Raw genomic sequence first — 21497 nt, forward strand, 5'->3', positions numbered from 1 at the left:
ACTCTCATTCTACGGGGTCGGCTCAGACGCCGGGGCGGTAAATCAGCGATAGGTTACAGAATGGCTCGAAGCAGCCAAACACCTACGAACGCGGGTACACCAGCGCCGTCGCAATAGCAGCCACACCCTCGCCGCGGCCCGTCAAACCCAAACCATCAGTAGTCGTCGCAATCACCGTCACCGGAGCGCCCGCCGCCTCGCTCAGCACACGGTTCGCCTCATCACGGCGCGGAGAGAACTTCGGGCGGTTACCCACCAGCTGAACACTCACATTACCAATCTCAAAACCAGCAGCACGCACAATCGCCGCAGCCTCAGAAAGAATACGAACACCAGAAGCGCCCTTCATATCCGGGCGGTCCACACCAAAATTAGAGCCCAAATCCCCCGTGCCGGAGGCAGCAAAAAGAGCATCCGCGGCAGCATGAGCCACCACATCACCATCAGAATGGCCGCTCAAACCACGCTCACCCGGCCAATGCAGACCAGCAATATACAAAGGAGTGCCCTCCTCACCAAAAGCGTGGACATCAACACCGGTACCAACACGAGGAATAACAGTCATCACAGGACCCTTCAATCGATCAAACATCTTCTCAGCAACAGTGCCTCAGCACAAGAGGCGTTAGGCGGCAGATTTAGGAAGCAGGTTTAGGCGGCAGAATCACCAAACAGCGCGCGAGCAACCCGCAAATCCATCGGAGTCGTCACCTTAAACGCATCCGCATCACCGGCAACCGTCAACACCGGCTCGCCCGCAGCCTCCATCGCCATCGCATCATCAGTCAGCAGCTCAGCCTCCTCAGCAGGCAGGGAACGGCTACGCTCATGCGCCGCCAACAGGGCAGCCACCTCAAAACCCTGAGGAGTCTGCACCGCACGCATCTGCGCACGCGAAGGAGTACCCGTCACCACACCAGCAGAATCCACAGTCTTCACCGTATCCACCACCGGCAACACAGGAATCACCGCACGCACAACACCCTGCGGGCTCTCAGAGCCCAAACCCTCAAGCACACGGTGATACACCGGCGGCGGAGTAAACGCACGAGCGCAATCATGAATCAGCACATAATCCACCGGAACCTGCGCATCCTTCAAAGCGTCCAACGCCGCAACCACCGAAGCAGTACGCGTATCACCACCGGCAGTAATCAACGCACCGGCACGGCGGGCATCCTCCAAAAGCTCCGGGCAACTCACCGAACAATCAGCAGGAACAGTCACCACCACATGTTCAGCAACACCCGAAGCGAGCGCACCCTCCAACGCATAATCCAGCAAAGTACGACCGTGCACACGCACAGCAGCCTTCGGAATCGGCTCACCCAGACGAGTACCCGAACCAGCCGCCAAAACAATCACAGCAGTATTCGCCGCAGAAGCAGAAGTCATCAGTCTCAAGCCCGCCTACGCCTCGAACTTATAGCCCAAGCCGCGAACCGTCACCACATACTGCGGGGCAGAAGAATCCGGCTCAATCTTCGAACGCAGACGCTTAATATGCACATCCAGAGTCTTCGTATCGCCCACATAGTCGGCGCCCCACACGCGCTCAATCAGCTGGCCACGAGTCATCACACGACCCACATTGCGCAGCAGAATCTCCAGGAGCTCAAACTCCTTCAGCGGCATAGAAATCTCTTCACCATTAACCGTCACCACATGGCGGTCAATATCCATACGCACCGGGCCGCCCTGCAGCACCGACTCAGTAGCAGAATCAGTCTCCGCCGAACGACGACGCAACACCGCACGGATACGAGCAATCAACTCACGCGCAGAATACGGCTTCGTCACATAGTCATCAGCGCCCAGCTCCAGGCCCAGAACCTTATCCAGCTCAGAATCCTTAGCGGTCAGCATGATAATCGGGACCGAAGACACCTCACGCAGCTTGCGGCACACCTCCATACCGGACATGCCCGGAAGCATCACATCCAGCAGCACCAAATCCGCGCCCTCGCGGTCAAACACCGGCAGAGCATCCAGGCCGTTGTCCACAACAATCGTCTGGAAACCCTCACGACCCAGCAAAAACGCAAGGGGATCCGAGAGGGCCTCTTCGTCCTCAACAATCAGAATTTTAGACATCAATAACTTCCTTCGATTCCGTAAAACCTATACCGCTAACACTACACTGCGACCGGAGGCTCATTCAGCGGCAACGCCAACGTAAACGTCGAACCCTCCTGCGGCATCGACCGAACCGTCACGCTACCGCCATGCTGAGTCATCACATGCTTCACAATGCTCAAACCCAAACCGGTGCCGCCCGTCTGACGCGAACGAGCCGGATCAACCCGGTAAAAACGCTCAAAAATACGCTTCTGCTCGTCCTCAGGAATACCCACACCCTGATCAGCAACCTCAACCAGCAGCTGATCAGCCACACGGTGCACCCAAATATCCACCTTCGTATGCTCCGGCGAATAACGCACCGCATTCTCCACCAGGTTCTGCACAGCAATACCGAGCAGCTCGGCATCACCGTAAACCTCGGGGACCTCCTCGATGCGGGTAGAAATCTGAATATCCTTCTCCTCCGCCACAATATGCGAACGATCCACCGCATCAGACACCAAAGAAGGCACCGACACCGGACCACCACGCGCAATCACATCGGTCGACTGCAGACGCGAAAGCTCAATAATGTCACGCACCAGCGCAGACAGGCGGCGAGTCTCCTTATGCAGACGGCCCACAAAATACTCAATCGCCTCCGGATCATCACTCGCCTGCTCAATAGCCTCAGCCAACAGACTCACCGCACCCACCGGAGTCTTCAACTCATGCGACACATTCGCCACAAAATCATTACGCATACGCTGAACACGAGAAATCTCAGTGCGGTCATCAGCGAGCACCAGAATGTACTCATCCCCCAGCGAAGCAACACGCACGTCCAAGACCAGCGCCTCACCCTCACCGCGGTCAATCTCAAAAGTACGCTCCGCAAAAATACCGCGATGACGCACCGTGCGAATCATATCCGCCAACTCATCAGAGGCCACCGTATGACCGCGCACCAGGCCCATCGCATACGCACCCGGAGAAGCCTGAACCACGCCGCCCACCTCATCAATCACCAGGTAGGCGCGACCAATCACAGCAAGCACCTGAGCGGCACCATCACGCAGCGCCGGCGCCGACACCAAGCTACGCTCCTGCTCCCGCTCACTACGCGCCACTGCGTTCATGCTCAGGACGCCCACCAGCAGACCTATCATGCCCGCAATAAAGGCAATCAGACCGGCATCCATGTACTTCCCTTCCATTCGGGTACCCCATAAGTATAAATGTGGCCGATACCCAGCACTTGAGCGAACGCCCGTCTTCTCAGGCAGGCTCCCCATGCAGAAACCGCAGACAGCAGAAACCTCAGACAGGCACCCCCTGCAGAAACCTTGCAGATGCCTTTACCCTGCAGAGAACGCAATGAGCCGCCCACCTCAACGGTGGACGGCTCATCACAATGACAGGGGTGAAACCCTGCCGGAGGTATTACTTACCCTGGTTTGCTACGGCAGCAATAGCGTCCTTAGCAGCCTCGGGGTCCAGGTACTCGCCGGGCTTGACGGGCTGGAAGTTCTCGTCCAGCTCGTAGTACAGCGGGATACCGGTGGGGATGTTCAGGCCAGCAATGTCCTCATCGGAAATACCCTCGAGGTGCTTGACCAGCGAACGCAGGGAGTTACCGTGTGCAGCAACCAGAACGGTCTTGCCTGCTGCGAGGTCGGGCTTGATGTCCGACTCCCAGTAGGGAAGCATACGGCCCAGAACGTCCTTCAGGCACTCGGTGCGAGGAGCGTTCTCAACATCCGCGTAGCGGGGGTCGTGTGCCTGCGAGTAGGGGTCGTTGTCGTCCAGCGGGGGCGGCGGAACGTCGTAGGAACGACGCCAAGTCATGAACTTCTCGTCGCCGTATTCCTCGCGAATCTCGGACTTGTTCTTACCCTGCAGAGCACCGTAGTGACGCTCGTTCAGGCGCCAGGTGCGCTTGACGGGAATCCACAGACGGTCTGCTGCATCCAGTGCAAGGTTTGCGGTGTTGATTGCGCGACGCTGCAGGGAGGTGTGAACAACATCGGGGAGGATGTTGCGCTCTGCCAGCAGCTCGCCGCCGCGCTTAGCCTCAGCGCGGCCCTTATCGGTCAGGTTAACGTCCACCCAGCCGGTGAACAGGTTCTTCTCGTTCCACTCGGACTGGCCGTGGCGCAGGAGTACTAGTTTGTAAGTCATACCTCTATTTTTTCATTTACCCGCCGGTTTGTCATGCCTCAAGGCCTAGAAAATATGCATTCTCCCAAAAATTTATAAGGGTCTTTATTACCAGAACGAAAGGGTCAAAAACCCCGCCAGAAAAGGGCAAAGCCCCGCACACCACCCAACCGGGACAAACCCGTCAGACAGCGCACGAGGCTTCACCATCTATCGCGCAAAGCGAGCGCACAAGCTAACGCTAGAAACGGCGGCGACCAACCGAAGGCCACACACCAGCCAGGAACACGCAGCTAATCACAGCAGCTACCAGCTGAAGAATCAGCACAGTATTACCGCCACCAGTCAGCGCAGCAAAAACGCTAAACAGCGACACCGCAGCAGAACCACCGGTCAAAGCCAGCCACGTGTTCTTCGGGCGCTTACCGGCAAAATCGTACGCGTTCGCCGGAGACATCCACGCACGCACAAAAGCCAGCACACCAACCGCAGCACCAGCGATAGCCAGCAGCGTATCAACAAAAATGGTCACATACCCGACCAGCAGAATAGGAGACATAGTATTCCTTAGAATCAGCAACTTCTCTAGACAACCCTAGCAAAGCGCTTAGCGGACAACCTTAAAGGCCTCAACCAAGTCATTGTAAAGGTCATCCACGTTCTCAATACCCACCGACAGGCGTAGCAGAGACTCCGGAATCGAATCCGGCTCGTTACCGTGGCGACGACGACGCTCCACCAGCGACTCCACACCGCCCAGGGAAGTTGCCGGGGTCCACAGCTTCAACGCCTCCACGACGTTACGGGCACCCGCAGCGTCCGTATCAAGAGTGACGCACAGAATCGCACCGAAACCGTCCATCTGCTTCTTCGCAATCTCATGACCGCGGTGGCTTTCCAGACCCGGGTAACGCACCTCAGTTACGAAGGGGTGCTCGCTCAGACGCTCCGCAAGAACCTGCGCGTTCTGCACCGCACGCTCCACGCGCAGCGCCAGGGTGCGCAGACCGCGCAGGCCGAGCCACGCCTCCACCGGGCCGGGGATTGCACCATTGGTGATGCGGTGGTGCAGCATCGCCTTGTACAGCTCCTCGTTCGAGGTCAGAGCCATGCCCAGCAGAACATCGGAGTGGCCCGCAAGGAACTTCGTAGCGGAGTGAACCACTACGTCTGCACCCAAATCCAGGGGACGTTGCAGAATCGGGGTTGCGAAGGTGTTATCCACCGCGGTCACAATGCCCAAGCGGCGAGCAGCAGAAAGCAGGGCAGGCAGGTCAGCAACCTCAAGCATCGGGTTCGTGGGGCTCTCCAGCCACGCCAGGACCTTCGGTGCCGAGTAGTTCACGTTCTCCGGGGTCACACCGGTGCGCGATGCGGCATCCTCCATAGCGGCGATAACGCTCTCGGTGTCTTCAATATCCACGCGAACGAGCTCAATGATGCCGCGGCGCTCCAAATCCTTGCACAGGGTCACCGACGCCATGTATGCGTGCTTCGGAATCAGCACGATAGAACCAACCGGCACCAAGTCGATGACAGCAGCGACAGCAGCCATACCGGAGGGGAACAGCAGACCGGGCTGGGTGGCGTTCTCCAGCTTCGCGACAACCTCTTCCATGCCCTCCCAGGTGGGGTTCGAAAAGCGGGCGTACACGCGGTCCTGCTCAATGTTGACGGCGTCCACACCGCGGTAGGTGGAAGAAAGAACAATCGGAGGGTTCACCGGCGCGTCATGCTCATGTGCCGGGCGGCCACCAGAGACGACGAAGGTCTCTGCGGAGTAATTCATGTCGTGGTTATCTGCACTCATGTATTTAAGCCTGGCACACCCGCGCCCAGAACGCACGCCCGCACAGGTGAGGGCACACAGGATTTACATGTTTTTTACCTTGATACGCGCTCAATGCCACGCGGAGGTATCACCAAAACCGCACCCGTGCAGCTAAGAGACCCGGTACCCTTGAAGGTGATGGATACTCTCAGCTACACCCCCGATGCACAGAATCTTCCCACCGACCCGACCGGTCGCCGCGGGCTTTTTATCGTGGTCGAAGGAGGCGACGGCGCCGGCAAAACCACCCAGCTCGCCCTGCTGAATGAAGCGCTCAGCGCCCGCGGATACCGTGTCATCACCACCCGCGAACCCGGCGGCACCGAGATCGGCGAGAAGCTGCGCGCCCTCGTCCTGGAAGCCGGTCAGGGCACCATTGACGACCGCACCGAGGCGCTGATTTTTGCGGCGTCCCGCGCGGCTCACGCCTCCCAGCTGATTCGCCCCGCGCTCGCTGAGGGCGCCATCGTGCTCAGTGACCGCTATATTGATTCTTCCGCCGCGTACCAGGGTGTCGGCCGTGATCTGGGTGTTGAAACCATCGTCGATTTGAGCCGTTGGGCTACCGCCGACCTGGTTCCCGACGCGACCCTGTTACTGAGTGTGCCGCTGAGCGCCGAGCAGGAGCGCATGGACCAGCGCGGCACCGTCGACCGTATTGAGGCTGAAGGCGCGGCGTTCAAGGCACGTATTCACGGTGCGTTCGAGCAGATCGCCCGCGAGGACGCTAACGGTTCGCACCGCATCATTGATGGTGTGGGCACGATTGATGAGGTACACGCGCGCGTACTCGAGGTGATTGAGCCTCTGCTTGCCGCCCGCGAACTGGTCCACACCGGTCAGGAGGACTCATGAGCCTCTGGGATACCCTGCTGATTCCTGCCGATAAGCTCCAACAGCTACGCACGGATGCCGCCGCCGACCGTCCCACGCACGCTTGGCTTTTCACGGGTGCGACCGGTGCGCCGCACCGTGAGGCGGCAAAAGTTTTCGCTGCCGCGCTGCTGTGCGAGCAGCCCGACCCGCAGAACCGCGGATGCGGCCAGTGCAAGGGCTGCGTGACCGTCATGAACGGTTCGCACGCAGATTTCACGCACTTTAGTACTGAGGCGACGCACATCAGCATTGATGAGGCACGCGAGCTGGTCATGAAGGCTCAGGACCGCCCGACCGTGGGGCGCTGGCGCGTGATTCTGGTCGAGGACACCGAGCGCATGCCGGAGCGTACCTCCAATGTGTTGTTGAAGGCGATTGAGGAGCCGCCGCCGCATACGATTTGGTTGTTGACGGCGCCCTCCCCCACCGATGTGCTGGTGACGATTCGTTCGCGTTGCCGCCCGGTACAGTTGCCGGTTCCTACCGATGCGCAGGTGCACGAGTATTTGCTGGCGCACGGTGTGGCGGATCCTTTGGCGCAGCGTGCGGCGCGGCTGGCTATGGGTGATGCGCAGGAGGGGTACCGTTTGGCGACCGATGAGCAGGCGATGGCTCGTCGGGAGTTGATTACCTCCCTGATTCTGAATGTTCGTTCTATTTCTTCGGCTTTCAATGCGGCAGAAAAGCTCACCAGCCTTGCCGACCAGGACGCACAGGCCGTCTCCGCTCTCAAGGATGAGCAGGAACGCCAGGAGCTTCTGGCGCTGCTGGGTATTCGCGAGGGTGAGCGTGTTTCGCCGTCCTTGCGAGCGCAGGTTCGCCGCCTGGAGGAGCAGCAGAAGCGCCGCGCTAAGCGCGTTTCATCCGATACGCTGTTGCGTTCCGTGGCGCAGGTTCAGACGGTTCTGCGTGATGCGTTGACGGTGGCACTGTCGGCTCAGGCTCCGCTGATCAATGAGCATCTGCGTGAGCCTCTGGAGGCGTTCTGCACCCGTCGTTCCGCCCAGCAGCTGCTGGAGGATGTGCAGGCGGTCGAGCTGACTCTGCGTCGCCTGCGGACAAACGCGAATGCACGTCTGGCACTTGAGGCGCTGATGAGCCGTTTCGTGTATTAGAAGCTTCTTAGTGGCTCATACAGCAAAAGGGGAGGCACCGAAGAGATGATCTTCGGTGCCTCCCCTTCTATTGGTTCTCAGCACCCCTAGAACTCAGTTACGGAATCAAGCTTAGTTGCGGAACCCGTGAACCGGCGACGGAATACGACCGCAGCGGGCGATGAACGCCTCCGCGCTGGGGGTGTGGGTGGGCATGACGGGTGCGCGACCAAGCAGACCACCAAATTCGACCATGTCGCCTACACCCAGGCCGACCGCCGGGATGACGCGAACCGCGGTGGTCTTGTGGTTCATCACGCCGATTGCCGCCTCGTCGGCAATCATTGCGGCGAGGGTGGCTGCGGGGGTGTCGCCGGGAACCGCAACCATATCCAGGCCGACGGAGCAGATGGCGGTCATTGCTTCGAGCTTATCCAGGGTGATGTGTCCGGCTGCTGCGGATTCAATCATGCCGATATCCTCAGAGATCGGAATGAAGGAGCCGGAGAGGCCACCGACGTTCGAGCACGCCATGAGGCCGCCCTTCTTCACCGCATCATTGAGCAGCGCGAGGGCCGCAACGGTGCCGTGGGTACCGACGGTTTCCAGACCCATCTCTTCGAGGATGTGCGCGACCGAGTCGCCAATCTCTGCGGTGGGCGCCAGGGAGAGGTCAATAATGTTGAAGGGCACGCCCAGACGCTCGGAGGCGAGGGTACCGACCAGCTGACCGACGCGGGTAATCTTGAAGGCTGCCTTCTTGATTTCTTCGGCGCAGGTGTCGAAGGATTCCCCGCGGACCTTCTGCAGGGCGCGGTGTACCACGCCGGGGCCGGAGACACCCACGGAGATGGTGGTGTCTGCCTCCTGCACGCCGTGGAATGCGCCCGCCATGAAGGGGTTGTCGCTGACTGCGTTCGCGAAGACGACGAGCTTGGCGCAGCCGAAGCCGTGTGCATCCGCGGTCAGGTCTGCGGTGGTGCGGATGGTTTCACCCATGAGCTTGACGGCGCTCATATTAATGCCGGCGCGGGAGGATCCGATGTCTACGGAGGAGCAGACCACGTCGGTTTCTGCGAGCGCACGCGGGATGGAGCGGATCAGTTTTTCGTCGGCGGGGGTCATGCCCTTGTCGACGAGGGCGCTGAAGCCGCCGACAAAGTTCACTCCGACTGCCTTAGCTGCCGCGTCGAGGGTGCGGGCGAATTCTATGTAGTCCTCATCGCCGGAGGCGCCTGCCACCAGTGCGATGGGGGTGACGGCGATGCGCTTGTTGACGATCGGGATGCCGAGCTCAGCTTCGATACCTTCGCAGACACTGACGAGGTTTGCGGCGCGGCTGGTGATCTTGTCGTAGATTTTGCGGCGGGCTACTTCGCCGTCGGAGTCGGCGCAGTCGAGCAGGGAGATGCCCATGGTGACGGTGCGAATGTCGAGCTTCTGCTCCTCGATCATTCGGATGGTTTCTAGAATGTTGGTGTTGCGCATCAGTGGAGCCCTAGATGGCGTGCATTGCCTTGAAGATGGATTCTGCCTGGATGCGAATCTGTACCTTCTGTTCGTGTTCGACACCAATCACGGCTTCCTGCAGGTCGATGAGGTTCTGCTGCTTTTCGTCGAAGGAGCAGTGCATGATCATGGTGAAGTACTCGCCCATGATGGTCTGGGAGACGTCGAGAACGTTGACTTTGCGCTCGGCGAGGGTTGCGGTCACGGCGGCGATGATGCCTTCGTGGTCGATGCCTGTGACGGTGAGAATAATCTTCACGGTGTTCTCCTAGTGGTTTGGGGCTGCGTGCCTAAGGAAGAGGTGCATAAAAGCGCATACATACGCATATTTATAAGACTAATTATAGGTTACTCAGAACACATTCTGTAGGGTCAACAGCAGGGTCAACACAAAAAGCCCCTCCCACCACACACCGGGAGAATAAAAAATCCACGTCACCTCACCATTTAAAGGTAAGAAAGAACGTGGATTCTTTATTATGTGTCAGTCTTGAAGCATCCTTCGACACTCCGTATAACTGCCTAGTTATAACTGTCTATAAGTTTTAGTGATCTAGAAGTATTTCCTAAACATAAGAAGCGATGTACAGCTCACCGCTGCCGCTCAGGGTTGCCGCCGAGGGCTCACCCACATGCAGTACCGACTCGGTGGCGCCCAGTACGAACTCTTCGGTGCCGTTGCCGTCTGCTGCGTGAATGGTGATTTCGCCGGATACGCTCAGCGCGGCGCTAATACCCTCGAAGGTGTATTCCTGCGGCTTGCCCTCTTCAACGCGGATGCGGGTCACGCTCATGCGTTCATCCCACATGGCGTAGGTGCCAACGGGTGCGTTCTCGGGGGTGGGGCGCTGAATAACCGGGGCGTCCTGGCTTTCACCGAGAACCTTAATGAGCTCCTCGGTGTCGATGTGCTTTGCGGTCAGACCGGCACGCATCACGTTATCGGAGGGGTTCATCAGCTCGATAGCGGTACCGGAGACGTAGGCGTGCACCTGACCGTCGGGGGTGAAGGCGGATTCGCCCGGTGCCAGGTGTACCAGGTTCATGACGAAGGCGACGAGCAGACCGCGGTCGCCGGGGTACTTGCCGGCAACAATCTGTACGAGCTCGGCAGCGTCAGCGATGACGGGGTTCTCTGCGTCGGTCAGCTGTGCTGCCGCCTCGACAAGCTGCTCAACAGCCGCGGTGGCGGCCTCTTCGGGCATGCGAATAATCTCGGTCAGCAGCTGCTTGGGGGTATGCTCCACGCGCTCTGCCAGCCAGCCAGCCTTGAACGCCTTAGCCAGCTCTGCCAGCTGCGCGGAGGTGCGCACACCGGTGAGCACGCGCATCTGGGTCAGCGCAATGACGGTTTCAGGCTTGGAGTAGCGATCCTTGTAGTTGCGGTGCGGCGCGTCGATCGCGATGCCGCGTGCCTGCTCATCCTCGAAGCCGGCAATAGCCTGCTCGGGGGTGGGGTGCACCTGAATGGACAGGGGCGCATCAATCGCAAGGATCTTAAAGAGGAAGGGGAACCAATCGGAGGTACGGTCCGGGCGCAGGAAGCGGGAGGGGTTCTCCACAATCAGCTCATTGAGCGGGGACTCAGTACCATCAACGGTTGCACGGGAGGGCGCAGCCGGATGCGCGCCAACCCACACCTCAGCCTCGGGCTGTTCGGTGGGCACGGGCACGCCGCGCATGCGTCCAAGAATTTCGCGGGAACCCCACGCATAATTCTGAATCTGGTTTTTTAGGGAAAAAATCTCACCCATGGGGGGAAATACCTCTCGACGTGAGTTGTTTGAAGTAAGTGACGTGATAAAAAACCCATACATTCAGCGGAATTTATAAGGTTTTACCTGCCCATTATAGAGGCTAGTTACACTTCTTTACCGCTAAAATAAAAGGCGTGACTACTATTAATCTACATGACTCATTCAAAGCGTACGACGTGCGTGGCATCGTCGGCGAGACCATTACCGCAGAGACTGTTCGCGCAACTGGCGCGGCTTTCGTAGACGTTCTGGGCCTGGAGGGCCAGACCATTCTGGTCGGTGGCGACATGCGCCCCTCCTCCCCCGAATTCATGGATGCATTCGCCCAGGGTGCAACCGCTCGCGGTGCAAATGTTGAGAAGATTGGCCTGATCTCCACTGACGTTCTGTACTTCGCATGTGGCGTTGAGAACGCTGCCGGTGTTACCTTCACCGCTAGCCACAACCCCGCAGAGTACAACGGCATGAAGATGGCTAAGGCTGGCGCTGTTCCGCTGTCCTCCGAGTCCGGTCTGTTCGATATCCGTGACCTGGCTCAGAAGTACCTGGACGCCGGCGAGATTCCTTCGGTCGAGAAGGTCGGCACCGTTTCTGAGAAGGACATCCTCAAGCCCTACGCAGAGTACCTGCGCAAGCTGGTGGACCTGTCTTCCATCCGCCCCCTGAAGGTTGTTGTTGACGCTGGTAACGGCATGGGTGGTATGACCACTCCCGCTGTTCTGGGCGACACCATCCTGCCGGGCCTGCCCCTGGAAATCGTTCCCCTGTACTTCGAGCTGGACGGCACCTTCCCGAACCACCCGGCTAACCCGCTGGAGCCGGCTAACCTGGTTGACCTGCAGAAGGCTGTTGTTGAGCACGGTGCTGACATTGGTCTGGCATTTGACGGTGACGCTGACCGCTGCTTCGTCATCGATGAGAAGGGTGAACCCGTCACTCCTTCGGCTGTGACCGCTCTGGTTGCTGAGCGCGAGATTGCTCGCGCGAAGGCAGAGGGTAACGAAGAGCCCGTCATCATCTACAACCTGATCACCTCGAAGGCTGTTCCTGAGCTGGTTGAGAAGCTGGGCGGCCGCGCAGTGAAGACCCGCGTGGGCCACTCCTTCATCAAGGCTGTTATGGCCAAGGAGAACGGCGTTTTCGGTGGCGAGCACTCCGCTCACTACTACTTCAAGGACTTCTTCAACGCAGACACCGGCATGCTCGCTGCAATGCACGTGCTGGCTGCTCTGGGTGGCGACGACAAGCCTCTCTCCGAGATCAGCGCGAAGTACTCCCCGTACGTTGCTTCCGGTGAGATTAACTCCGAGATTGAAGACAAGGCTGCCGCTGTGGACCGCGTGCGTGCACACTACGCTAACGCTCCCGTGGTTGTTGAGGACTCCGACGGCACCACCTTCACCAACACCGAAGAGGGTTGGTGGGTTAACCTGCGTCCTTCGAACACTGAGCCTTTCCTGCGCCTGAACCTTGAGGCACCGGATGTTGAGACCATGGAGCGCGTCCGCGATGAGGTTCTGGCTCTGGTTCGCCAGGGCTAAGCACTAGCTAGCTACTAAAATCCCGCCCGCAGATTACTTCTGCGGGCGGGATATTTTTCTTAAGTTCTAAACCCGGCTAGGTTCTTCTGTCTCAGAGAAAGAACCTAGCCGGGTTTAAGAAACCTAGCGGACGAGCCGGCTTACGCGGTTTTTACGCCTCGCGTGCCTGGTCGTGGAGCATCCACTGGTCGGGGCCGAAGATCTCGTAGTTGATGTTCTTGCCGGGGACGCCTGCCTCCACCAGTGCGGAGCGTACGCCCTGCATGAAGGGCAACGGGCCGCAGAGGTAAACGTTAGCGTTGGCGGGAACATCCAGCTTGGATACGTCGACGCGGCCGGTGAAGTCGCCGCCTTCGCCCTCGATGAAGGATACGAGGCGTGCGTTGGGCAGCTTGCCGACGAGCTCGGTGAGCTCTTCGCGCAGGGGCCAGGTGTCCAGGCGGCGGTCTGCGTGGACCACGGTCACGGGACGCTCGGAGCCCTTCTCAACCAGCTCGGAGAGGAAGCTGAGCATGGGGGTGGTGCCGATGCCTGCGGAGAAGAGGTACAGGGGCGCCTCGGGGTCGCCGAAGCCTTCCAGAGTCAGGTCACCGTAGGGGTTGGAGATTTCGACGACTGCGCCAACTTCCAGCTCGTGCAGGATGGAGGTCATCTCGCCGTTGGGGTCGAGCTTCACAGCGATGCGGCGCTGGTTCTTTTCGCTGGGCAGCAGGGTGTACTGGCGTGCCTGGCGCAGGCCGTCACGTGCGGGAACGACGATGGAGATGTACTGGCCGCCCTTGGACTCGGTCATGGGGGTCTCGTCGGCGGGCTCGAAGGTCAGAACTACGACGTTCTCACCGGTCTCCTTGCGGTCAACGAGCTTGAAGGGTGCGAACATGACGTCGTTTGCCTGGGAGGCGTACAGGCCCTTCTCCAGCTTGATGAGGGCGTTGCCCATGAGCCAGTAGACCTCGGTCCATGCCTCAACGATTTCGGGGGTAGCCAGGTCGCCCAGGTTAGCGGCGATTGCCTCGAAGAGGTACTTGTAGACGGTGGGGTACTCTTCTTCCTTCAGGCCCAGGGATGCGTGCTTGTGTGCAACGCGGGAGAGGACCTCGTCCGGGTAGGAGTCCGGGTGCTCGACAATGTAGGAAGCGAATACTGCGATGGAGCCAGCCAGCGCGCGAGGCTGAGTACCTTCAAGCTGGGAGGAGCGGGAGAACATGCCGTCCATCAGGTCGGGGCGGGCGGCGAACATTCGACGGTAGAAGTCGGGGGTGATGTCGTTAATGCGCTCAGCAATGATGGGCAGCGTTGCCTCAATAATGGGGCGGGACTTTTCGGAGAGCATCGGTGCGTGCCTTCTTCCTGTGTGGTCACCTCGGTCATTGTGGCGAGGCCCCTCAAGATCGGTGTTGCGGGGCATTCACTCAGACAGCTTAGTTGGTGACAGAGTGTTTATAAAGCACCCTTACCGTAGCATTTTGCGGGGTGCTTGCGCTGAGTGCAGGTCACTTTCTGAGGGATATTGAGGGGTCTAGGTGAGACTTATGGTTCAGCTTGACTCAAAGAGAGAGCCGAGCGTCACACTATATATTTTCAGCACTGTTTTTGAGTTCACCGCGTGACTAGCCCCGGAGTGTGCATAAAAATTCTGACCTGAAAATATATTTACTACGGAAAGTATGCAGTACAGTGCAAAAATGAATATGGTCACATTTTCTGCATTTGAGAAGCAAATTTGCAATATTCTGCACTTACTGCACAATTTTCGGATTCATGCAGGCGCCGACAACCGCGCACGCAGAGTCAAAAATACCCCCGCGCGGCCCTCAAAGCCCCCACGAAACACCCCCCCGTGCGAACCGCCTAGCAACCCCGGCATCAAGCGCAGAAACGCCCTAAACTCCGCGTTAAAAACTCTATGGAGCCTCCCACCGGAAAGCTCCACAGATATCACGTATCTCTTGAATACTTACGACTAGCGCGCAGGCAGCGCATTCTCCGGAGGCCCAAAGCCCAGCTCGACAAACACCGGGCCAACAGGGCGCGCACCGGCAGTCAACTCGCTAATGATCACCGAATCAACCGATGCATAGAATGCCTCGCGAGCCTTCGCCAGCACATTGCGCAGGCGACAGAACTTATCGAGGGGACAGTGGCCGTTCTCATCCTCGCACTCAATCATGGGGATATCGCCCTCAGTAGCGCGAAGAATAGTGCCGACGGTCGCAGAACGACCCGCATCGGAGAGCATGACGCCACCGGCACGACCACGAGTCGAGTCCAGGTAACCCATGTTCACGAGGAAAGCTACAGCCTTCGCCACGTGGTTGTAGGGGGTGTCCACACCTTCAGAAATCTTCTGGGTGGAAAGCTTCTGACCGGGCTCCAGAGCAGACAGGAGCATCAGAACGCGGAGCGAGACATCCGAGAATGCTGTCAAACGCATGGATACTCCTTCTATCCTTCTCGTGCTACCGTCCCCTCCACGGAGGCGGCAACGGATGCGTGAACCGGGCGGGGTTCGACGCGTTCAAAAATCTTACATTGGCATTGTATAGGGGCGGCAAGAGGGCAAGAAATTATGAGCAGCTACTATTGCCCCCAAACCACCCCGGCGGGGGTTTTAAAGTATTTCTCAAGAGCAAGTGGATTGCATAGCCTTACACTCACACCACTGCAAGAAAACTTGCCGTTCCCCAGGTGATAGGGATTCAAATTCCCCCTCAACGGAAGGAAGGAGCGGAATCTCACCGGGAGATTCCGCTCCTTACAAAGCGCTATACCGTAGGTATTAGCTGGAGTGTCTTAGTCCTCCAGAGCCTTTGCCAGAGCGTCGCGCTGTTCGCGAACCTCGGCAGGCAGCTTGTTGCCGAACTTCTCCAGCCACTCGTCGATGCCGGGCAGCTCAGCAGCCCATTCTTCCTTCGAGACAGCCAGAGCAGCCTTCAGCTCTTCCTCGGAGATTTCCAGACCGGTCAGGTCCAGGTCTTCCTTGGTGGGAACGGTGCCCAGGAAGGTCTCCTGACCGCCAGCCTTGCCGTCAAGGCGGTCGAAGATCCACTTCACAACGCGAGAGTTCTCGCCGAAGCCGGGCCATGCGAAGCCGCCGTCAGGGGTGCGGCGGAACCAGTTGACGTAGTAGACCTTCGGCATGTTCTCTGCGCCGTGCTTCTTGCCCAGATCCAGCCAGTGCTTGAAGTAGTCACCAGCGTTGTAGCCAATGAAGGGCAACATAGCCATCGGGTCGCGGCGAATCACGCCGACAGCGCCCTTAGCAGCCGCGGTGGTCTCGGAGGAGAGGGTAACTGCGCGGAACACGCCCTGCTCCCAGCTCTCGGACTCAGAAACCAGGGGGATGGTGGTCTTGCGGCGACCACCCAGAACGATAGCGCTCAGCGGCACACCCTCGGGGTCGTAGTACTCGGGAGCGAGCATGTCGACCTGGGATGCGGGGGTGCAGAAGCGGGAGTTCGGGTGAGCTGCCGGGCGGCCGGACTCGGGGGTCCAGTCCTTACCGGTCCAGTCAATCAGGTGTGCGGGAGCCTCGTCGGTCTTGCCCTCCCACCAGACGGAGCCGTCGTCGGTCAGTGCAACGTTGGTGAAGATGGTGTTGCCCTTGGCGATAGCCTTCATAGCGTTCGGATTGGTGGAGTAACCGGTGCCCGGTGCCACGCCGAACAGGCCAGCCTCGGGGTTGACCACGCGTGCCTGGTGGTTCTCGTCGAACTCAATCCATGCGATGTCGTCGCCGACCATCTCAGCCTTCCAGCCGTCAATGGTGGGCTCCATCATTGCGAAGTTGGTCTTGCCACATGCGGAGGGGAACGCTGCGGAAATGTAGCGAACCTTGCCCTCGGGGTTGGTGACCTTCAGGATGAGCATGTGCTCTGCCATCCAGCCCTCGTCGCGACCGATAACGGATGCGATACGCAGTGCGTAGCACTTCTTACCGAGCAGTGCGTTACCGCCGTAACCGGAGCCGAAGGACCAGATTTCGCGGGTCTCGGGGAACTGGACGATGTACTTCTCGGGGTTGCAGGGCCAGGGAACATCTTCCTGACCGGGCTCCAGGGGTGCACCGACAGAGTGCAGAGCCTTGACGAAGAAGCCGTTGGTCTCGTTCAGCTTGGCAAGAACGTCCTTACCAATGGTTGCCATGATGCGCATGGAGCAGACAACGTATGCGGAGTCGCTGAGCTCAACAGCAATCTTGGGGTTCTTAGCCTTCAGGGAGCCCATGACGAAGGGAATAACGTACATGGTGCGGCCGCGCATGGAGCCCTCGAACAGACCGGTCAGGGTCTGCTTCATTTCGACGGGGTCGCGCCAGTTGTTGGTCGGGCCTGCGCCTTCTTCAGTCTCGGAGCAGATGAAGGTGCGCTCCTCGACACGTGCAACGTCGTCGGGGTCGGAGAAAGCTGCGTAAGAGTTCGGGAATTCGTGATCGCTGAGGCGAACAAAGGTACCGGCGTCGACCAGTTCCTGTGCCAGGCGGTCGTATTCTTCCTGGGAGCCATCGACCCAGTAGATGTGCGCGGGCTGGGTCAGGGCCGCAACTTCGCGAACCCAATCCAGAAGGCCCTGGTGGGTAGTGGGTGCACTCTGCAGCTCCTTTTCGAGCTCAGCAGAGAGAGTACGAGTTGAGGTGTCAGCCATTGACGTTTTCCCCTTCAATCGGTGGCCCGGATACTACGTTGATCCGGATAGGTCTGCAGTAACAAAGAAGCAGTTAAACACTACAAGCGTGCAAATAATCGTGAATATGCACGCTTGGACAGTCTCCACTTCCTCGTGATGCTTACAGAATAACGCATTAATGCGCGGTAGAGCCTTCTATAACGCCATTTCTTACGTTTTGCGCATCACATTCTTTGGGCGAGAAGATTTTTTGGAGGATTTTGGGGGTGATTCTGCAGGGTCTAGGCGGATGTTTTGGGCGTCCTTGAGGTAGGTTTCGGGGCAGAGTTCGGGGCGGAACAAAAATATTTTAAAAAAATTTTAGGAGCGCAAAACCCCCGGAATCATGCGGTAAAACGGGGTATTTGAGAGTCTTTCGGAGGCGATTTTAGGCAAATTTCGAGTTTTTCGGCTTGCGTGCACTCAAGGACATCCGTATAGTAGTACCTGTTGCCGCGACGGGTTGAAGAAATCCAAAGCGAGGAACATGCGCCTGTAGCTCAACGGATAGAGCATCTGACTACGGATCAGAAGGTTGGGGGTTCGAATCCCTTCGGGCGCACCAATGATCCCCGGTTCTTCGGAACCGGGGATTTTTTGTGTCTCCAGAAATACGCTCAGACAGTGCCCCGTCAAAAGCACCGAGTACAACACAGGCCGCCGCGCTCACGACAGGCTGCGTGTTCACGACAGGCGGCGCGGCGCGTAGAAGCCACAGTGCATGGAGATGCCTATATAGGAGAGCCTGTATAGAGGTGTAGCAAAGACGCTTCAACCGCCTCGTCCGCATCCAATAGCTGAGCCAAAAGTGCGCCTCACCCTGTGAATCCACAGATTTACGCTCCAAGATGACGTGCTCCGGGGCACACCCGCGAAAAAACGCCTAGGATGGAAAGAGGACCCTTCACACATAAGCTGGAGGGCAGACAACGCAAAGGAGCACTATGGCACAGCTATCCATTCCGCAGTCCCTGATAGGTGCGCTCATCGATATTGCTGATTTGGGAACACTCGATTACTTCCCGCCCACCGAACGATGCGCCCACTGGTCCCTCTATGACGCGCAACGCCAGGAGCTCCTCTGCCCCTGCGCACCCGCCGCCAACACCACCACAGAAAAGCTCTTTGAGGCCGCGGCGAAGATTCTCTACGAGAATTTCCCCCGATATATCGACTCACCCGAGGAAATTATTCCTTATACTTCCCGCCAGGAACTCGTTGCCGCCCTACGCCGCGGCGATGAGGAACCCAGCAACAGTACGCCTCGTGAAGAGGAACAGAACGACCTGCAGGCAGCCGAAGCTACCGCAGACTCCACGGCCGAGGCTCCCGTTGCAGAGGCTAACGAGGGTGCAGTTAGCGAGGATGCCGCGGTGAGCGCCACCGCCGTTCCCAAGCCGACTGCCCCGAAGCCTGCGGTGCCCAAGCCTGCAGTACCGAAGCCGACGCCCTCCCCCGCGCTCTTTGCCGCCCGCGCGGCACAGGCACCCGCCCTGACTCCCAGCCCGGCTCCCAGCGTGCCGGCAGAAGCCCCTGTGGAAGCACCCGCAGAGGCAACAGCAGAAAAGACGGTTCCTGTACCTACCCCCGCCACGGTTACCCCCGCGGCGCCCAAGCCTGTTGCGCCCAAGCCCACCGCATCCATGCCCGCTACGCCCAAGCCTGCAGCGCCGACTCCCGGTGCGCCTTCCCCCGGCATGTTCCGCAAGTCCACGCTGACCTACCGCCCGCCGCGCATCGAAGAGTACCTGGAGGGTCTGCGTGCCCGCCAGCAGGCAGCTGAAGAAGCCACGGAAGCCGCGCAGTCGGCAGCAGCTACCGAGCAGGCACCGGCTGACGAGTTGCCCATGATCAGCCAGTCGTTGCCGAGCGCGCCCGTAGCCGAGCCGACCGCTCCAAAGCCTGCCGCGCCGAAACCCGGTGCACCGATGCCTGCCGCGTCCACCCCGAGCGCACCCGTAGCAGAACCGGTAGCCGCCGCACCTCGCGCTATTACCGCCGAGGACCGCGAACGCAGCTACCGCCTGCGCCCGAGCCTGCGCGCCCGCCTCGAACGCGAAAATATCAGCGAAGAGCTCGTACGCACCATCCTGCGCGAAGGCGAAGCGGAACGCATCAACGACTGGACCATTCGCTTCACGCACGACGACTACCGCGTTGACGTGAACACCGCCTCCGCAGAAGTCATCACCGTCATTGACGAATACGACGCCGACTACAACGAAGCGGCACAGGCATCCCTGGCGCAAGGCGAATACACCTCGCTCAACGCCCTGGAACTCGAATTCAGCGAGCGCGCCCGCACCTTCTTGAAGAAGAACCCGCCGTTCGTTTTTGATCTGATGCTTCAGGCGCTGAGCAGCCCCGAAAGCGTGCGCATGGCTGAAGGCTGGACCCGCATCTACGCGGCGCAGGGTCTGGAAATTGCGATTTCACCCGATGAGCGGACCGTTCTGGCTCTGGCGAAGACCCCGGATTTCCATGTTCTGCACGCGGAGAACCTGCGCAAGGCACAGCTGGAAGAGCTCAGTAATACCCTGGCGAAGCAGGCAGAACATCAAGTAGCTCGGGCAGAAAACACCACCGAGGAGGAGAAATAATGTCCGCTAAGCAGATTACCGTTCCTCTTGAGGTGTACGTTCGCCTGCAGGAGCTTGCCTCCCTCGCCGCCTATAGTTACCGCGATGAGCAGGGCTCCGAAGAGAACACTGCATACGATAAGCCCTGGGATTTGCTCTCCAAGGACGGCGCCTCCCTGCTCGATGAGAACGGCGCGCTCAAGCCCGAAGCGGCAGAGCTCTACTTCACCCTCCTGCCGCTCATCGCCCAGGAATTCGTGCAGCAGCAACAGGCACTCGTGGACGCGTACCGTCAGGCACCCAAGCCCGCCGCCGCACGCGCCAAGATTCGCCCCTCCAACCAGCGCCTCATTCCGCTGACCGAGGTGCCGCTGGAGAACCAGCGTATTGCCGCGCGCATCGAGAAGGAATTCTACGGCGACGTGCCACCGCGCCGCCGCGTCTACGGTGTGCTCCCCGGCGTGATGGATTACATGATGCGCCACGGGCTCACCTACGAGCTGCTTCTAGACATCATCGAATCCCCCGCAAGCACCGTGGTTCAAGAAAGCGCGCAAGAGAACCGCTACGGCCGCGAAGTCACCCTCTACACGCATGAAGAGGAAGGCTACCAGGTGGTGCTCAACCCCCTGACCGCCGAAGTGCTCGCGCTACGCCCGCTACAGGCTCTCGCCGGAGGCTACCAGCTCTCCCCCGAGGCTCAGGCTCAGCTCAAGTCGCTCGGCCTAACCGGCGAGTACATTGCCCGCATCCTCGATGAGGCTGAGGACCGCCGCCCGATTCCCGGCAGTAGCCGCACCGTGTACTCACTCAACGGCTACCAGGTCGAGTTCTCGCACTCCGACCAGCAGGTCATTCGTATTAGTCGCGGCACCGCACCCAGCCGCAACCCCTTCGAATCGCAGCCGAGGATGAGCGGCACGAAGAGGCAGCGCGGCCGCAAGATTCCGCACGATGTGGACGCGTTCGTGCAGCTGTTGCAGGAGCACGGCTTCACCATCACCATGGGCGGTAAGCACTACGATATTCGCCACGAGAAGCTGGCTCCGGGTCAGAAGGCGGTCACCTCCGTGACCCCCTCGGATTCGCAGCGCTGGCACCTGAACTCGGCACGCCAGATCCGCAATACCTTCGGTATCGACCTGCGCTACGCTGACCCGCGCGATAGCGTACGCGGTATTGTGCGCGGCCCCGGAGGAAGCGTCCAGAATACCGATCACCACAGCGCAGAAAAGCAGGAGGCCGAGAAGGCTACGGAGAAGGAATCGGAGTAGGTCTTCGTCACCGTTAAAGCGCGCCTGCGTGCCGGTTCTTTATACTGCCCCCAGCATGTCTTTGCATCTGGGGGCAGTATTCATTGGCGCTGATATCCCGCATTGTCAGGGCAATACGGGGTAGACTGGGGGCAATACAGACATGCTATT

General features: G+C 59.2%; 18 protein-coding genes and 1 tRNA gene. 6 read left to right on the forward strand and 13 right to left on the reverse strand.

The genetic code is table 11. From position 1 onward, the window contains the following. Positions 1-82: 82 nt before the first annotated feature. From ispF to RM6536_RS02665, 7 genes are all read right to left on the reverse strand, one after another. Positions 83-565, reverse strand: coding sequence for a 2-C-methyl-D-erythritol 2,4-cyclodiphosphate synthase (gene ispF / locus RM6536_RS02635; protein ID WP_005509302.1), 483 nt, complete (start codon positions 563-565; stop codon positions 83-85). An 86-nt stretch (positions 566-651) separates the two neighbouring features. Beyond that, entirely contained in the window at positions 652-1395 is a 744-nt protein-coding gene (gene ispD / locus RM6536_RS02640; RefSeq protein ID WP_060823924.1) for a 2-C-methyl-D-erythritol 4-phosphate cytidylyltransferase, read from the reverse strand. Positions 1396-1410: 15 nt separating this feature from the next. Then, positions 1411-2094 carry a response regulator transcription factor gene (locus RM6536_RS02645; RefSeq protein ID WP_005507150.1) on the reverse strand — a complete coding sequence of 228 codons (684 nt, stop codon included), beginning with the start codon at positions 2092-2094 and terminating at the stop codon, positions 1411-1413. A gap of 41 nt (positions 2095-2135) precedes the next feature. Continuing rightward, positions 2136-3278 carry a sensor histidine kinase gene (locus RM6536_RS02650; RefSeq protein ID WP_231917986.1) on the reverse strand — a complete coding sequence of 381 codons (1143 nt, stop codon included), beginning with the start codon at positions 3276-3278 and terminating at the stop codon, positions 2136-2138. A gap of 226 nt (positions 3279-3504) precedes the next feature. After that, on the reverse strand, positions 3505-4242 hold the full coding sequence (locus RM6536_RS02655; RefSeq protein WP_005507152.1) for a phosphoglyceromutase: 738 nt from the start codon (positions 4240-4242) through the stop codon (positions 3505-3507). A 220-nt stretch (positions 4243-4462) separates the two neighbouring features. Then, positions 4463-4780 carry a DUF2516 family protein gene (locus tag RM6536_RS02660; RefSeq protein WP_060823926.1) on the reverse strand — a complete coding sequence of 106 codons (318 nt, stop codon included), beginning with the start codon at positions 4778-4780 and terminating at the stop codon, positions 4463-4465. A gap of 48 nt (positions 4781-4828) precedes the next feature. Next, a complete protein-coding gene (locus RM6536_RS02665; protein WP_060823927.1) occupies positions 4829-6031 on the reverse strand; it encodes a trans-sulfuration enzyme family protein in 1203 nt (400 codons plus the stop codon). A 159-nt stretch (positions 6032-6190) separates the two neighbouring features. Here RM6536_RS02665 and tmk point away from each other — a divergent pair, with 159 nt between their 5' ends. Further along, positions 6191-6907 (forward strand): dTMP kinase, encoded by a 717-nt coding sequence (gene tmk, locus RM6536_RS02670; RefSeq protein ID WP_081094643.1) that lies wholly within the window; start codon positions 6191-6193, stop codon positions 6905-6907. After that, a complete protein-coding gene (locus RM6536_RS02675) occupies positions 6904-8043 on the forward strand; it encodes a DNA polymerase III subunit delta' (RefSeq protein ID WP_060823928.1) in 1140 nt (379 codons plus the stop codon). The genes tmk and RM6536_RS02675 overlap by 4 nt, the downstream gene beginning before the upstream one ends. A gap of 111 nt (positions 8044-8154) precedes the next feature. On the opposite strand, the gene RM6536_RS02680 is transcribed toward RM6536_RS02675, so the two are convergent. The 3 genes from RM6536_RS02680 to manA all read right to left on the reverse strand — a co-directional run bounded on the left by RM6536_RS02680 (position 8155) and on the right by manA (position 11285). Then, on the reverse strand, positions 8155-9510 hold the full coding sequence (locus RM6536_RS02680) for a PFL family protein (protein WP_060823929.1): 1356 nt from the start codon (positions 9508-9510) through the stop codon (positions 8155-8157). Between the two features lie 10 nt (positions 9511-9520). After that, complete coding sequence (locus RM6536_RS02685) at positions 9521-9790, reverse strand: ACT domain-containing protein (RefSeq protein WP_060823930.1); 270 nt, start codon at positions 9788-9790, stop codon at positions 9521-9523. A gap of 307 nt (positions 9791-10097) precedes the next feature. Next, entirely contained in the window at positions 10098-11285 is a 1188-nt protein-coding gene (gene manA, locus RM6536_RS02690) for a mannose-6-phosphate isomerase, class I (RefSeq protein WP_060823931.1), read from the reverse strand. 137 nt (positions 11286-11422) lie between these two features. On the opposite strand from manA, the gene RM6536_RS02695 reads away from it, so the two are divergent. Continuing rightward, a complete protein-coding gene (locus tag RM6536_RS02695; RefSeq protein WP_060823932.1) occupies positions 11423-12829 on the forward strand; it encodes a phosphomannomutase/phosphoglucomutase in 1407 nt (468 codons plus the stop codon). A gap of 151 nt (positions 12830-12980) precedes the next feature. On the opposite strand, the gene RM6536_RS02700 is transcribed toward RM6536_RS02695, so the two are convergent. The 3 genes from RM6536_RS02700 to RM6536_RS02710 all read right to left on the reverse strand — a co-directional run bounded on the left by RM6536_RS02700 (position 12981) and on the right by RM6536_RS02710 (position 17473). Beyond that, the gene (locus RM6536_RS02700) at positions 12981-14162 is read right to left on the reverse strand and encodes an FAD-binding oxidoreductase (protein WP_049346694.1); all 1182 of its coding nucleotides are present in this window, start codon (positions 14160-14162) and stop codon (positions 12981-12983) included. 630 nt (positions 14163-14792) lie between these two features. Then, entirely contained in the window at positions 14793-15263 is a 471-nt protein-coding gene (locus RM6536_RS02705; RefSeq protein WP_060823933.1) for an RrF2 family transcriptional regulator, read from the reverse strand. A 359-nt stretch (positions 15264-15622) separates the two neighbouring features. Continuing rightward, positions 15623-17473, reverse strand: coding sequence for a phosphoenolpyruvate carboxykinase (GTP) (locus tag RM6536_RS02710; RefSeq protein WP_060823934.1), 1851 nt, complete (start codon positions 17471-17473; stop codon positions 15623-15625). 510 nt (positions 17474-17983) lie between these two features. On the opposite strand from RM6536_RS02710, the gene RM6536_RS02715 reads away from it, so the two are divergent. The 3 genes from RM6536_RS02715 (at position 17984) to RM6536_RS02725 (ending at position 21347) form a co-directional block, all read left to right on the forward strand. Continuing rightward, positions 17984-18059: transfer RNA gene (locus RM6536_RS02715), tRNA-Arg, on the forward strand. 379 nt (positions 18060-18438) lie between these two features. Beyond that, positions 18439-20094, forward strand: coding sequence for a DNA repair protein (locus tag RM6536_RS02720; protein WP_060823935.1), 1656 nt, complete (start codon positions 18439-18441; stop codon positions 20092-20094). After that, positions 20094-21347, forward strand: a complete 1254-nt coding sequence (locus tag RM6536_RS02725) for a hypothetical protein (protein ID WP_060823936.1) — start codon at positions 20094-20096, stop codon at positions 21345-21347. The genes RM6536_RS02720 and RM6536_RS02725 overlap by 1 nt, the downstream gene beginning before the upstream one ends. The last annotated feature ends 150 nt before the right edge of the window (positions 21348-21497 follow it).

Source organism: Rothia mucilaginosa (assembly GCF_001548235.1).
Lineage (GTDB): Bacteria > Actinomycetota > Actinomycetes > Actinomycetales > Micrococcaceae > Rothia > Rothia mucilaginosa_B.

What these genes read in the sequence shown, in the direction of transcription:
- ispF (WP_005509302.1), bottom strand. Translation starts at nt 565, where the DNA reads ATGACTGTTATTCCTCGTGTTGGTACCGGTGTTGATGTCCACGCTTTT.
- ispD (WP_060823924.1), bottom strand. Translation starts at nt 1,395, where the DNA reads ATGACTTCTGCTTCTGCGGCGAATACTGCTGTGATTGTTTTGGCGGCT.
- RM6536_RS02645 (WP_005507150.1), bottom strand. Translation starts at nt 2,094, where the DNA reads ATGTCTAAAATTCTGATTGTTGAGGACGAAGAGGCCCTCTCGGATCCC.
- RM6536_RS02650 (WP_231917986.1), bottom strand. Translation starts at nt 3,278, where the DNA reads ATGGAAGGGAAGTACATGGATGCCGGTCTGATTGCCTTTATTGCGGGC.
- RM6536_RS02655 (WP_005507152.1), bottom strand. Translation starts at nt 4,242, where the DNA reads ATGACTTACAAACTAGTACTCCTGCGCCACGGCCAGTCCGAGTGGAAC.
- RM6536_RS02660 (WP_060823926.1), bottom strand. Translation starts at nt 4,780, where the DNA reads ATGTCTCCTATTCTGCTGGTCGGGTATGTGACCATTTTTGTTGATACG.
- RM6536_RS02665 (WP_060823927.1), bottom strand. Translation starts at nt 6,031, where the DNA reads ATGAGTGCAGATAACCACGACATGAATTACTCCGCAGAGACCTTCGTC.
- tmk (WP_081094643.1), top strand. Translation starts at nt 6,191, where the DNA reads ATGGATACTCTCAGCTACACCCCCGATGCACAGAATCTTCCCACCGAC.
- RM6536_RS02675 (WP_060823928.1), top strand. Translation starts at nt 6,904, where the DNA reads ATGAGCCTCTGGGATACCCTGCTGATTCCTGCCGATAAGCTCCAACAG.
- RM6536_RS02680 (WP_060823929.1), bottom strand. Translation starts at nt 9,510, where the DNA reads ATGCGCAACACCAACATTCTAGAAACCATCCGAATGATCGAGGAGCAG.
- manA (WP_060823931.1), bottom strand. Translation starts at nt 11,285, where the DNA reads ATGGGTGAGATTTTTTCCCTAAAAAACCAGATTCAGAATTATGCGTGG.
- RM6536_RS02700 (WP_049346694.1), bottom strand. Translation starts at nt 14,162, where the DNA reads ATGCTCTCCGAAAAGTCCCGCCCCATTATTGAGGCAACGCTGCCCATC.
- RM6536_RS02705 (WP_060823933.1), bottom strand. Translation starts at nt 15,263, where the DNA reads ATGCGTTTGACAGCATTCTCGGATGTCTCGCTCCGCGTTCTGATGCTC.
- RM6536_RS02710 (WP_060823934.1), bottom strand. Translation starts at nt 17,473, where the DNA reads ATGGCTGACACCTCAACTCGTACTCTCTCTGCTGAGCTCGAAAAGGAG.
- RM6536_RS02720 (WP_060823935.1), top strand. Translation starts at nt 18,439, where the DNA reads ATGGCACAGCTATCCATTCCGCAGTCCCTGATAGGTGCGCTCATCGAT.
- RM6536_RS02725 (WP_060823936.1), top strand. Translation starts at nt 20,094, where the DNA reads ATGTCCGCTAAGCAGATTACCGTTCCTCTTGAGGTGTACGTTCGCCTG.